General features: G+C 42.9%; 12 protein-coding genes and 1 pseudogene. 4 read left to right on the forward strand and 9 right to left on the reverse strand.

What is annotated here, in order from left to right; genetic code table 11:
• Positions 1-64 precede the first annotated feature (64 nt).
• Both AC1DVB_RS10845 and AC1DVB_RS10850 read left to right on the forward strand, forming a co-directional pair.
• Positions 65-367, forward strand: coding sequence for a phasin family protein (locus tag AC1DVB_RS10845; RefSeq protein WP_098187558.1), 303 nt, complete (start codon positions 65-67; stop codon positions 365-367).
• 14 nt (positions 368-381) lie between these two features.
• Positions 382-2,052 (forward strand): ABC1 kinase family protein, encoded by a 1,671-nt coding sequence (locus AC1DVB_RS10850; RefSeq protein ID WP_063577144.1) that lies wholly within the window; start codon positions 382-384, stop codon positions 2,050-2,052.
• Between the two features lie 39 nt (positions 2,053-2,091).
• Here AC1DVB_RS10850 and AC1DVB_RS10855 read toward each other — a convergent pair.
• From AC1DVB_RS10855 to AC1DVB_RS10865, 3 genes and pseudogenes are all read right to left on the reverse strand, one after another.
• Positions 2,092-2,394: pseudogene (locus tag AC1DVB_RS10855) on the reverse strand (transposase); the annotation flags it as partial.
• Positions 2,395-2,697: 303 nt separating this feature from the next.
• Positions 2,698-3,630: a catalase family peroxidase gene (locus tag AC1DVB_RS10860; protein WP_230135081.1), complete on the reverse strand. Its 933-nt coding sequence runs from the start codon at positions 3,628-3,630 to the stop codon at positions 2,698-2,700.
• Positions 3,631-3,845: 215 nt separating this feature from the next.
• Positions 3,846-4,274, reverse strand: coding sequence for an Lrp/AsnC family transcriptional regulator (locus AC1DVB_RS10865; RefSeq protein ID WP_057275759.1), 429 nt, complete (start codon positions 4,272-4,274; stop codon positions 3,846-3,848).
• 118 nt (positions 4,275-4,392) lie between these two features.
• On the opposite strand from AC1DVB_RS10865, the gene AC1DVB_RS10870 reads away from it, so the two are divergent.
• Positions 4,393-4,791, forward strand: a complete 399-nt coding sequence (locus tag AC1DVB_RS10870; protein ID WP_057275758.1) for a carboxymuconolactone decarboxylase family protein — start codon at positions 4,393-4,395, stop codon at positions 4,789-4,791.
• Positions 4,792-4,905: 114 nt separating this feature from the next.
• Here AC1DVB_RS10870 and AC1DVB_RS10875 read toward each other — a convergent pair whose 3' ends face one another.
• A complete protein-coding gene (locus AC1DVB_RS10875) occupies positions 4,906-5,373 on the reverse strand; it encodes an Lrp/AsnC family transcriptional regulator (protein ID WP_034314805.1) in 468 nt (155 codons plus the stop codon).
• 174 nt (positions 5,374-5,547) lie between these two features.
• Between AC1DVB_RS10875 and hisC the strand changes: the two genes are divergently transcribed.
• The gene (hisC, locus tag AC1DVB_RS10880) at positions 5,548-6,672 is read left to right on the forward strand and encodes a histidinol-phosphate transaminase (RefSeq protein ID WP_477589226.1); all 1,125 of its coding nucleotides are present in this window, start codon (positions 5,548-5,550) and stop codon (positions 6,670-6,672) included.
• Between the two features lie 77 nt (positions 6,673-6,749).
• On the opposite strand, the gene AC1DVB_RS10885 is transcribed toward hisC, so the two are convergent.
• The 5 genes from AC1DVB_RS10885 to pdhA form a co-directional block, all read right to left on the reverse strand.
• Entirely contained in the window at positions 6,750-8,129 is a 1,380-nt protein-coding gene (locus AC1DVB_RS10885) for an amino acid permease (protein WP_095678219.1), read from the reverse strand.
• Positions 8,130-8,452: 323 nt separating this feature from the next.
• Entirely contained in the window at positions 8,453-9,877 is a 1,425-nt protein-coding gene (gene lpdA, locus AC1DVB_RS10890) for a dihydrolipoyl dehydrogenase (RefSeq protein WP_095678220.1), read from the reverse strand.
• Positions 9,878-11,158 carry a dihydrolipoamide acetyltransferase family protein gene (locus AC1DVB_RS10895; protein WP_477589229.1) on the reverse strand — a complete coding sequence of 427 codons (1,281 nt, stop codon included), beginning with the start codon at positions 11,156-11,158 and terminating at the stop codon, positions 9,878-9,880. It abuts the gene before it with no gap.
• A 33-nt stretch (positions 11,159-11,191) separates the two neighbouring features.
• Entirely contained in the window at positions 11,192-12,175 is a 984-nt protein-coding gene (locus AC1DVB_RS10900; protein WP_477589231.1) for an alpha-ketoacid dehydrogenase subunit beta, read from the reverse strand.
• Positions 12,175-13,287 (reverse strand): pyruvate dehydrogenase (acetyl-transferring) E1 component subunit alpha, encoded by a 1,113-nt coding sequence (gene pdhA / locus AC1DVB_RS10905; RefSeq protein WP_477589233.1) that lies wholly within the window; start codon positions 13,285-13,287, stop codon positions 12,175-12,177. The genes AC1DVB_RS10900 and pdhA overlap by 1 nt, the downstream gene beginning before the upstream one ends.
• Positions 13,288-13,849 lie beyond the last annotated feature (562 nt).

Genomic DNA, 13,849 nt, shown 5'->3' on the forward strand with positions numbered 1-13,849 from the left:
GAGTGAAAGGCATCCGCTATTATCTTTCTTACAGTGTAAAAATTTATATTGGAGGAATGTAAAAATGGACTTATTAAAAAATGTGTTTTCTTTAGGATTAGGTGCAGCCGCTGCTACAAAAGAGCAAATTGAAAAAGCGGTGGACTCTCTTGTCAAAAAAGGCGATATCAGCAAAGAAGACTCCAAGATCCTTATTAAGCAATGGGTCGAAAAAGGGGAGCAAGCCCAAAAGCAGCTGGACGATTCCGTCAAGGCCAAAGTCAATCAAGCGCTCAATGGCCTAAACTTGGCAACTAAAGAAGAAGTCGAGGAATTGGAGCGCCGCATCGTAATTTTGGAGAAACAGAACCAAAACTTACAACCGTGACAGGAGGTACTTGAATGTTTCGCAAGCGACTGAAACACGCACATCGTTACCAAGAAATCATTAATGCCTTTTTGAAAAATGGGTTTGGTTACTTCATCTATCGCCTGGGATTATCCGAGAGTAAAGCGGGATCGAAACTCCAACCCGATGAAAACCTGAACCTCCGCTCAATCGGAGAGCGGCTGCATACGATATTACAAAGCTTGGGACCTACATTCATTAAACTTGGGCAGATTGCAAGTACGAGGCGTGATTTCGTACCTGAAGAAATCGTCCGCGAGCTTGAAAAGTTACAGGACCAGGTCACCCCCTTTCCATTTGATAGGGTCCGTAAAATTGTCGAGGCCGAATTGGGTGATTCTTTGGAAAACATTTTCCTTGAATTTAATGAAACCCCACTGGCAACCGCTTCGATTGGACAGGTCCATACAGCTCGGCTTCCATCACTGGAAGTCGTAGCAATCAAAGTGCAGCGGCCAGATATTCTTCCGACTGTGGAAACGGATTTGGAAATTCTCGATGATTTGGCAAGACTTATGGAAGCACGCATATCTTGGGCAAGACGCTACCAAATCAGAAAAATGATTGATGAATTCGCTAAATCACTCCGCGCAGAACTTGATTATAACTCCGAGGGTCGAAACGGGGAAAGAATAGCCAAGCAATTCATCGATGATCAAGGGTTTAAGGTACCAAGGATTCATTGGGAGTTTTCCACAAAAAGGGTCCTGACAATGGATTTCATTCAGGGAATTAAGATCAATCATTATAAACAGCTTGATGATGAAGGTTATGATCGCCGGCAAATCGCGGAAAGATTAGCGAACTCCATGCTTCATCAAATATTGATCGATGGCTTTTACCACGGTGATCCCCACCCAGGCAATATCATCATATTGCCTGGGAATGTCGTCGCACTCATGGATTTTGGAATGGTGGGACGTCTTGAGGAAGAAACGAAATATCAGTTCGCCTCGCTTGTCATCAATCTGAAACGCGGAAGCACCAATGGATTGATCAAGACGCTTTCAGATATGGGTCTCTTGACGGACGAAATCGATATGGCCCCATTAAGGGGGGATATTGATGAACTGCGAAATAAATATTATGATATCCCATTGAGCCAAATCAGCTTAGGCGGAGCAGTCAATGACCTGTTCACGGTTGCCAATCGTCACCAGGTCCAAATCCCACCCGAATTCACGATGCTCGGCAAGGCTTTGCTTACCATGGAGGCCATTGTCGAAGGATTAGATCCGAATTTCAGCATCATGAAGGCAGCTGAACCTTTTGGGGAAAGGCTTTTTAAAGAACGCTACAACCCAAAAAACATTGCGAAGAACGCCTGGAATCAATTCATCGAGTCTGCTGAAGCCATTGCCGAACTGCCCAAGGATATCAGGGAAGTGACAGGTATCATTAAAAAAGGGAAATTGCGGCTCGATATCAACATCCCCGAACTTCAAGTTTTTTTACATAAGCTTGATCAAATCTCGAACCGGCTGTCGTTCAGTATCATCCTGCTTGCATTCAGCATAATCATGGTCGGTCTCATTATCGGTTCTGCAATAGGCGGGGAAACCTTGATCCTTTGGAAGATACCGGTTATCGAAATTGGTTTTGTCGTTGCAACCCTGATGTTCTTACTCATGCTCTACACTATTTTCAGATCCGGAAAAATGTAACTCACTTAAAACGGGATTCAGATTGGTCTCATCCCGAACGTGGAGTAGGAGGCACTGGAAACCATAGCCTAAGAACCAACGGTAAGCCATATTTGTTTCAACATCTTCAATTGTTTTACGCATTGAACGAATTCCGAAGCCATATTGAATGAAAGTCAGTTTAACTAATATAACTGAATCAATACTTGGGCCTTCTACCTTTGAATACATGCCTCCAAATCATAAATGAAAGAGAAGTCAATGGCAGGCTCCATTTTAAGAACTAAGTTGCGCTGGCACCAGTTGATCTAGAGTAATCATTTCAAGTTGATCTCGCTGAATAGAATCATGTTTAGAAAGCATCCTCATCAAGGTTTTAATACTTCTATTTTAAAACAAAAATGACTCTAGGGAAAAGTGGTCTACCTAAAAGGTAAGACACAGTTAATTGGAGCGGGTGTATGAGACTCCTGCTTAGAAAAGCCCGTCTAGGGGAGAACCCGCAGGCGAAAGCCGAGGGCCGACCGCCCGCGGAAAAGCGAGTGCCCTACGTTCCAATCAACGTCCAAATTGTACAAGCCATAAAAATAGACAAACTCGATTTTCATCGAGTTTGTCTACATTCAAGGGAATCCCTTTGGAATAGGGGGCTTTTCTTGATTTGATTCATTGGTTATTTATCCGACGTTCATATGAAACGGCATACGCACTATGGCGAAAATGCAAAATCCGGTCTTCCGAGCACTCGATTCCTTCAGGAATATTGGTTGGATCAAACAATAAAGTATCTTTACACACTTCCGATTTTTTGGAAATCGTTAAATGCCCTATCGTGATTACCTGTTTATCTTCCGACCAAGCAATAGTCGGATCGTCAGTCGGGTCATTTTCCCCTCCTATTTGGATGTTCAATTTAAAGCCCACCGGTCCTTCTTTAAGCCTCTTTTCCATTTCTTCATCCAGATACTCCGGTGAATGCTCGGCAACCTCCCCTTTTTCTAACATACTAAGGCCGGCATCTGGCACCCACTCATACTTGATTGCCTGCCGCTTTCCTTCCTTGTTAATGAAATAGAATGCGTGAATAGAGTAATATTGGCACGTTGAAAAACTGGCTGGAGAACGCATTTCTTTAAGCATTTGCAAGCTTGCCTTGCTTTCAGGGTATTTCCACAGGATTTTTGCAAGCTCTTTCAGATTGGGGAAACCTTCCTTTACAGATTGGAAAAAGCCAGCAATATCAACAAACGCTTGCGGTGTTTTCGCAAAGAATAACGGAATGGTCACAGTAATAAGATCTGACACCTTTCCATTCGGCAAATGAAACTTGACTGCCATGCCCTTTACAGGGGAAATGGCATCAGGATGGCTTGGAATCGGTGAGCTATTTGAAAACCGAATGATCACCGGCACGGCTTCATCCTGAAGATGCGAAGCCACCGTTAATGGGGACGCTTTTCCGTTTGGGGTAAAAACCCCCTCATAAACATATCCCCTTGCATGCACACGACGATAACCAGGATGTGTTCCTGCTACATTTTCAATCACATTTACTGCTTCCCTGGCCAGTTCAGGTTTGTAGTCGTCGGTTCCTTCCATGATACTCACCCCACCTTTTCAGATTATTATCCATTATTACATGTACCCCTTATTCCATTAGCTTATTCTTTCTTGAATCACCGAAAGCATTGATTGCAAAAAAACACCTGGCGCTGCAAACATATGTCATATCTTTATGGACACGTGATTTTATCCTTTAATTCTAGAACCAATCAAAATGATCGGGATCTCTTTTTCTTCCACTATAAAAATACTCATTCCTGTTCCGGCTCCACCTGTGAAAGGATCACATGGGTAACCGTTGCTGCAAAAGGAATGGTCCGATTGATGAATTCCTCCACTTCTTCAAGGCTCCGAGTATGGATTTTCAGCATAAAGCAAGCCTGCCCGGCAATGCGATAACAAAAGTCAACATTCGGCACCTTGGAGATATACTTTTTGAATTTCTCATATTCCCCATTTTTTATCGTAGCTTCCACGATACACTCAATTGGAAAACCGATCTTTTTATGATCAATCTCGGCAACATACCCTTTAATGATCCCGAACGACTCCATTTGCCGAATCCGATCGGCAACGGTGGGGGCCGAGAGGTTTACTTTCTTTGCCAATTCCCTCATGGAGATTCGGCTATTTAACGTTAATTCGGCAAGGATGCTCTGGTCTTTCTCATCTATTTTCATTTTTAAATTATTTCCCTTCTTCTCTTTACATTTGTTCATTATTAAACCACATTTCTTTACAAATGGAATTAAAATTCCTGGATTTTTATATTAGGATTATCTCAAAGGAGAGATGTTCATGACAAGAATAAAAAAATCATCACAGGGCTCCAGTCCATTTCAAAGATTATTTCATTCTGAAGAGATTTCGCATAAATGGTCGGACCTCTCAGATTGCATATCTGCAGATGGGAAACTTTCGGAGAAATTGAAGGAAAACGTCAGAAGGGTGCTGGCATACGGTAATGGCTGCTCATACTGTCAGGCAAAAGGGACTCCGCTAAAGCCGGAAGATATGAAAGAAAGCTATGCAATTGCCTTTGCGGAAGTATTTCTCTTGCAACGTGAAAAAACGGAGGAAAAGTTTTTCCAAGTATTGAAGGAAGTGTTCAGTGATGAAGAGATTTCTGAACTATTGGCATTCATTTGTTTTACAACCGCCCAGCAATATTTCGGGGCTTTGATGGATTTAAAATAACACAAAAAAGGAACAGGCCTTCCGCCTCGTTCCTTTCTGTAAAAAACCTACATTCTACCCTTCATTAGTTTGAACGGTACCGAACCCCTTTACCAGCATCAGTTGAATGACCGCCTAGGATTTCGCACCATGATCCTCCATTTCATTGATCCTTGGAAGAATGGAGCGGGAAGGTACCGGGGATGTCAAAACCACAGATGTATTCAGATGTCCATAGGGTATTAATCGATCTATCAGTAATCTCATGCTGTCCATATCAGCTAAAGCCGCTTTCAAAAAATATCCAACTGTTCCTGTTACACGGTGGCACTCGATAATGTCTAAATCATTTTTCACTAATTGCTCAAAATCGGAAACAGGAACCTTAAGTTCACTCACCTGAATGAACACAAGTACACCCCTTCCTATTGCCAAAGGGGAAACCCTGGCGCTGAACCCCTCAATGATCCCCTTTTCTTGCAGGCGGTACATTCGTTCAGAGATGCTAGGTCGACTGAGAGCCAATTTCTTCGATAGTTCACTAATCGTAATGCGTCCATCTTTTTGTAAAAGTTCCAGTAAACTGACATCTATTTCATCCATGAAGCAACCGCCTTTCATAATGAAGGAATATAAGCATATATTTCTTTAAAATGTTGTATGGATAGCGAAAAATACGTTCTTTTTTGTATGTAATTTTAACAGTTAATATTCTATCATTAAAATAATCAAATAGAAAAAGAAAATTCAGAACTTTACCAAAGGGAGGAACCTGCATTGACCTTTACGAAAATCCCGGTTCGACAAAACATCGAAAGCATTAGCCCATATGTTTCCGGCAAACCAATTGAAGAAGTGCAACGTGAACTTGGTCTTGAAACGATCGTTAAATTGGCATCCAATGAGAACCCATTCGGTTACTCACCTCTAGCAAAAGAAGCCATGCTTAACGAAATGGAGCAAACCTCCTTTTATCCTGAAGGCATGGCGCCTGCATTAGCTGAAAAACTGGCAAGAAACTTGAATATCAATAAAGATTATATCATTTTGGGCAATGGATCTGATGAAGTGATACGTTTGTTGACACGAACCTATATCCAACAAAATGATGAAGTCATCATGGCTGATGTGACATTTCCACGCTATGAAACGAATGTATTGATTGACGGCGGCACACCTGTAAAGATTCCTCTTACCAATGGTGTACATGACCTTCAGGGTATGTATGAAGCCATAACAGAAAAAACGAGAATGATATTCGTCTGTAATCCCAATAATCCGACAGGAACGATCGTTCAAAAAGAAAAGTTACGCTCTTTCATCGAGAAGGTGCCGAAGCATATTTTACTGATCGTTGATGAAGCATACTATGAATATGTCGATGATGCAGAATATTTAGAAACCTTACCGCTTCTCAATATGCATTCAAATCTGGTTATCTTACGCACTTTTTCAAAGATTTATGGACTGGCTGCTTTAAGGATCGGATACGGTTTAATGGATGCTTCCATCATACAAGAGCTAGTTAAAGTGAAGGAACCCTTCAATACCAATCGTTTGGCACAGGCTGCGGCATTCGCATCCCTCGACGACCAACCATTTGTTGAGAATTGTGTTCGTAAGAATGAGGAAGAAAGAAGATATTTAGAAAATGAACTAAGCAAGATGGGTTTGACATTCTTCCCTTCACATGCCAACTTCTTGATGGTTAAATTGAACCAGCCTGGCAAGGACATTTTTGAGAAGTTATTAATTCAGGGTGTCATCATCCGTTCAGGTCATTTGCTAGGCTATGAAAATACCATCCGCGTGACAATCGGCACTCCGCTTGAGAACGAGAGATTCATAGCATCCTTACAACATATAATCAAGAAAAAATCTGGAGATGACCAATCGAAATGAAGTTGCAGAATATCAGTGATCAGTAATGAAAGACACGACATGGACGCCTTTGCCCATGTCGTATCTTTTATGTTGATTTATTTAGCGATATTTTTTTCTATTATAGGTGTTTCCTGTTTGTTCACTCTTTTAAATTTAAAAATTGAAATCAAGATTAAGGCAGCCAACACAATCAGGCAAGTAATGATACTGATTCGATTCTGATCACTGAATACGAACGTGACACAAATGATGCTTAACGTGATTACGGTGAACAAGGTTATATATGGAAATCCCCACAATTTAAAACTGGGAGCTTTGGGATATGAATTGCGAAGTTTAAGCTGCGCTAAACAGATGCTGATCCATACAAGTGATACTACAAAACCCGGAAACGCCATTAATAGAGTAAATGCCTTGTCCTGTGCAACGAAAGTAATCATGGAGCCGACGACCAATACACCTGCACTTAATAGCAAACTGTACAAGGGAACGCCATTTTTTGATACATAAGAGAACGACTTGGGAGCTTCCCCTTCTGCAGCTAAAGAATGCAGCATTCGGGTACACCCATATATTCCAGAGTTAGCGGCAGATAAAACGGCCGTAATCAAAATGAAATTCATGATATGTGCAGATCCCTGAAAACCTGACATTGACAAAACCTGTACAAACGGACTTGCCTGGTCGCCAATTTCATTCCACGGAATCAAACCGCAGATTACAAGTATCGGTAAGGTGAAGAATAATACAACTCTCCAAATATAGTTTTTAATGACCTTAGGTAAAATGCGTTCTGCATCCTTTGCTTCCGTTACCGTCACCCCTATTAACTCGGAACCGCCATAGGAGAACATGACGATCAGTAATGCCGAAAAGATGGACATCCACCCATTCGGGAAAAATCCTCCATGCCCTGTGAAGTTTTGCAGATAATTAGATCCGCCGCTTGGGATCACACCAAATAAAATACAGGCTCCCAATATGATGAATAAGATGATCATTGTAATTTTAATGCCGGCAAACCAAAATTCGAATTCACCATAATTTTTGACATTCATCATGTTAATCCCAATGATGAAGGCCGCACACCCTAAACTTAATATCCATAGCGGGATTGCCGGGAGCCAATACTGCAAAAAGCTTCCTGCCACCACTACCTCAATGACACAAACGGACAGCCACATGAAACAATACATCCAGCCTACGATGAAGGAAAGGCGCTTACCGAATGCTTTCTGAACGAAGCCTTTCATATTCGTATTTGGATAGACAATTGCCATTTCCGCTATGGCACCCATGACTACTAGCAATAACAATCCTGCAAAAATATAAGTGAATATGACTCCTGGCCCTGCTAACGATATGGTTTCGGCACTTCCTTTAAAAATTCCAGTACCTATTGCCCCTCCCATTGCCATCATGCTAATATGCCTCGGCAATAATTTCTTTTGCAATGACCCACCATTTGACTCCATTACATTTGCCTCCTTCATTCCATAATTTTCTCGTATAAATTAAACCCATTTAATCGTTGAATGGCGAATAGATTTGTTATCTCATCAACCGTTATGGTTTAGGAGTGGAAGGATCCAAAGCCTTATTGAAAACTCTATACTTCCCCAAAGTAAAAATGATATCAATATGCCGATGGTTTTACAAGAGGGAATCATTGCAGGCCAATACGGCCCCTGTTTGATCAAACGCCGGGACATAATTCCAAATGGAGTGAATTTACTGATAGAAGATAAAACATTCTAATCGGGGACTACATTGGTAATCCCCATGAATTTACCTTTTCCTATTTATTTACGATGTGAATTGCATGTCCCAAAACTGCTTCAGCCGCTTCCAGCCACCCCTCGGTCAAGGTCGGATGAGGATGCATGCTGAGGGCTATATCTTCGACCCGAGCCGCCAGCTCAAGGGCAAGGACCCCTTCACCTATAAGGTTGGAAGCATCAGCACCTACCATATGCATTCCAAGCAATATATGACTATTGGCATCCACGATGACTTCTGCAAACCCCTCCGTTTCATTCGTTGCAAGCGCCCTTCCGTTGGCACTGAACGGAAATTTGCCAACCTTTACGCTGTATCCCTGTTGTTCAGCTTCTTCACGGCTTAAACCAACACCAGCTATTTGTGGTTCCGAGAAGATTACATAGGGAACATAAGGCGAGTCAACGGCACTTGGCAGCCCCGCTATCACTTCAGCTGCCACGATTCCCTGTTTGGACGCTCGATGGGCAAGTGCCGGACCAGGCGTAGTATCACCGATGGCAAAGATGTGCGGCACATTTGTACGGCATTCCATATCCACTGCTATATGGCCTTTCTCACCAACCGTCACTCCAGCCCGATTCAGGCCAATTTCTTCCGTGTTAGGAATCCTTCCAATTGTAACCAGGGTCTTTTCGCTCACGACCGCTTCCGCACCCTGTTCTTCCGAGGAAACAAGAAGATGCACTTGACCATCCACTACACTCGCTTTCTCTACCCTCGAGGATGTTTTGATATTGATCCCAAGCTTCTTGGCATTCCGGGTGACGTCCTTTACCAGGTTTTCAGCAACTTGAGGGAGTATGCGATTGGCCATCTCAATGATGGTCACTTTAGTCCCTAACTTTGCAAATGCCATACCCAGCTCGATTCCAATATATCCTCCGCCAATGATCGACAAGCTCGCTGGAACTTCATTCAGCTGCAAAGATGATGTTGAATCCAATATATATTCTCCATCGACTTTTATGAAGGATGGAATGAAAGGCCTGGACCCTGTCGCAATAATTGCCTGTTCAAACTTGTAGGTTTCAAAATCGCCACCGGTTTCAACTCCAATGCGGTCATCAGATAAAAAAGTTGCTTGGCCTTTAACCACCGTCACTCCGTTTTCCTTACACAAATGGGCAATACCATGCCCCAACTGGGATGTGATGCCCCCTTTCCAATCCTGCCAAACCCCCAAGTCCATAGTGGTTCTTTCCTGAGGCAGCCGGATTCCCATTTTCCCTAAATCGTTAAGCCCATGGTATTGATCAGCTGCGTGAATCAATGCTTTTGAAGGTATACAGCCCCGATTAAGGCAGACCCCGCCCAACTTATCCTTTTCAACCAGCACGACAGATTTACCTAACTGGCCGAGACGGATAGCCGCAGCATATCCTCCCGGACCTCCTCCCATGATGACAACATCCGTCTCAACAGCAACTTCCCCTACTACCATTTATCTCATCTCCACAACTAAACGAATTGGATTTTCCAGCAATTCCTTGATTTTATTGGTAAAGTGCACCGCTGTTACCCCATCAATCAAACGATGATCGAAAGAAAGAGACATATTCATCATTAAACGGATAACACCTTCCAAATCGCGAACGACCATGCGATGTTCCATTTTATGCAAAGCTAATATGGCAGCTTCCGGATAGTTAATGATCGGGGTAGCGTGCATCCCTCCGATCGGTCCTACATTGCTGATGGTAAATGTACTGCCTGTGATTTGGTTTATACTCAACTTCCCTTCACGGGCTTGGGTTGCCAATTGCCTGATTTCATCAGCCAGTTGGAAAATGGTTTTTTGATCGGCATGTTTGATCACAGGAACAATGAGACCCTCTTTTGTATTCGTCGCAATCCCAATATGATAATAATTTTTCAGGATGATTTCATTGGTTCTTTCATCAATTGAAGCATTTAATGTTTTGAACTCCTTTAAAGCGATGACAATGGCTTTAACGAAAAACGGCAAAAAAGTCAATTTTATATCCTTATCATCCGAGTACTCCTTTAATTGACTTTTAAATTCCTTCAATCGGTCCATTTCCAATTCATCTACATGCGTTACATGAGGAATGGTCGAAACGGACTTTACCATATGTTCAGCGATTTTTTTACGAATGCCTTTAAGCGGAATCCGCTCTTCCCGCTCATTTTCCAAACCATTTGCCAGTACGGCATCCATCATCGGCGCCATCTCTTGACCAGTCTTGTCATCATGCTGTTTGGCATCTTCCCGTGTAATCGAATCATTTTCTTTAAACTGCTTCAGGTCACTTTCGGTAATTCGCCCAGCCGGACCGGAACCTTTAACCTTCTCGATATCAATCTTCATTTCCCTGGCCATTTGACGCACGAATGGGGTTGCCAACGCACGCACTGCCTGATGGTGCTGTTTAGTCGTAATATGCTCCGCATTTACTTTTACATCACCGGATTGCCCGACTTGGTTTTCTTCTTCACTAATGTTTGTATCCGGAACTGGCACATCGTTCTCTTCCTGAATTGTGAATATAGTGGTTCCCACTTCCACGATATCCCCAACGGAAAAAAATATTTTCTTGACCACTCCCGCTGCCGGGGCTGTCAATTCCGCATTGACTTTATCCGTTTGCACCTCAACAATGGGTTGGTCCTGTTTTACCGCATCCCCTTCTTTGATGAGCCATTGGATAATTTCCCCTTCATGCATCCCTTCCCCTACATCAGGAAGTTTAAATTCCATCATGCGTCATCCTCCTTCTCTTTCTCCCTAAATCAATTAAAATGATAACGTATCGACAATTCCTTGTTTTACACGGTCAACAGTCGGTAAATAATGATCTTCTATTGTAAACGGCGGAACCGGTACATCAAATCCTGTTACACGCTTAATCGGCGCTTTCAGGTAAATAAGAGCTTCATCATTAATGATGGAGATAATTTCCGCACCTAATCCGGCCGTCTTATGGGCTTCATGGACGATCAATGCACGACCTGTCTTTTTAATGGATTGCACGATCGCATCCCTATCTAAAGGGTATAAAGTTCTAAGATCGACCACTTCACACTTCCAGCCTTTTTCTGCTTCAATCTTTTTCGCGGCATTCAATGCCTCCCTTAACATGGCCCCCCATGCAAAAATGGTCAGGTCGCTTCCCTCCTGGACCACTTTTGCCTGACCGATTGGTATTCGGTACATTTCATCGGGAACTTCTTCCTTGAAGGCCCGATACAATTTAGTCGGTTCCAAAAAAATCACTGGATCTGGATCTTCGAGCGCTGAAATGAGCAGCCCTTTTGCGTCATATGGATTACTGGGTGCAACCACCTTTAAACCCGGAGTATGGGCAAAGAAGGTTTCGACACTTTCGGAATGAAGTTCAGGACCCCTGATTCCGGCACCATATGGCGTACGGATTACGAGGGGCACCCCAAATTGCCCACGAGTACGATACCTCATACGGGCAGCATGGGAAATGAGCTGCTCGAACCCCGGATAAATAAAGGCGAGAAACTGGATCTCCACTATGGGCAGCATTCCGTTAAGAGCCAAACCAATGGCAGAGCCGATGATTCCGGATTCAGCTAATGGCGTATCCACAACTCGATCTTTTCCATACTTCTCATAAAGTCCTTCCGTCGCTCGAAAAACCCCGCCATTCACACCAATATCCTCACCCAAGATCATCACGCGATCATCATGATCCAGCATTTGGTCCAGCGCTTCCGTAATAGCCTGGAGCATCGTTAAATTTTTGCCCATCATTGCCTCCCGCCTTTCCTTAAGATTTGGTTCAATTCCTGCTTCTGTTCCTTAAGATGCCATGTCTCCTCAGCATATACATGGTTAAACATTTCGAGCGGGTCGGATTTCGGATACGCTTCGGCCCTTTTAAGGTGAGCATCGATCAGTTCGTTGAATTGCTTTAACACCAATTCTTCCTGCTCTTCATTCCAATGACCCTCTTTATTCAAATACTTTCTAAGGCGTGTAATAGGATCGCGGTTTTCCTTCCAGAACGTTGAAATTTCGTCCTGATCGCGATATATGTTCGGATTGTCTGCAGTAGTATGGGCGCCATAGCGAAAGGTAACGGCTTCGATTAATGTAGGCCCTTCCCCTTTAAGCGCTCTTTCGACAGCCTCCTTTACAGTCATCCATACGGCAAAAATATCATTTCCATCCACCCGCACCCCATGGATGTCATAAGCAGCAGCACGCTGGGATATTGTTTTTGATGCCGATTGCTTTTCAAAAGGGACACTGATTGCGTAGCCATTATTTTGGCAGAAAAAGATTGTCGGGGTTTTATAAACGCCGGCAAAATTCAGTGCTTCATGAAAGTCCCCTTCAGAAGTCGCACCATCGCCAAAATAGGCGATGCTAACATTCTTTTCGCCTTTAAGCTTACTTGCCCAAGCCGTTCCAACTGCATGAACCATTTGAGTGGCAATTGGAACACTTGGAGGCAATATCCTTTTTCCTTCTGGACAAATCGAACCATCAAAATGCGCCATCCAGTATAGGAAAACACGGTATAATTCCTGTCCATGAATGATTGCCGCTCCATGATCACGGTATGTGGGAAACATCCAGTCCCCTGCCGACAATGCTAAAGCGCTTCCTGCTTGGGACGCTTCCTGCCCTTCGAAAGGTGCATAAGTCCCAATCCTGCCTTGGCGCTGGAGATTTATTGATTTTCGGTCAAATGTTCTGAGCAGGAGCATGCTCTCATACATCTTTAACATAAGTGATTTATCGATTTTTCCATCAATCGCTTCAATTATTTCCCCATCAGGAGTCAATACACGAAACATTTCCGGCTCAACTCCGCTTGAATGCGCTTTCATTATTGGGTTTCCCGTCTTTTCCATTTCATTTCTCCCCTTAAGATAGATTTGTTTCGCAAACTTACCTAGGTTTTGAACAGTCAAAATGTTTTTATTGGTCTTTCTGTCTGTGATTAAATGCTGTTTCATAAACTACATTTCTTATATAAAAGGATAATACATCCATGTTTTTAATAATATGTTAAATAGAATGAATTTTTTACATATTACCTTTATTTAGAAGATGTTTTCTGATACTTCGCCTTCATTTTGAAAATGAGAACCTTTAGTGGGGAATTTCATAATGATTCCCTTCAAAATGTGATATGCTCCCGACAGATTTAGAACCTTCATCAAAAAAAATCCAGCACAAAAAAGACCCATTATATAATATATGGGTCTTAGCCTGTATAAAAACTCCAAGAAATCAGTTGCCTACGTTTTTTCAACAGACAGTTGATTTCAGAAATCCGCTCCCTTTCCGCCGACTGTCTGCCAAGCCTCCTCGACGCAAGCGTCTGCGGGGTCCCGGCTAGCCAGTTTTTCGGCAGGAGTGTCGCATATTTCTTCCATCCATTAAGGAGTTCAGGGAAAAACATGAAGGATA

It is taken from the genome of Peribacillus sp. P4_D6, from assembly GCF_056401795.1.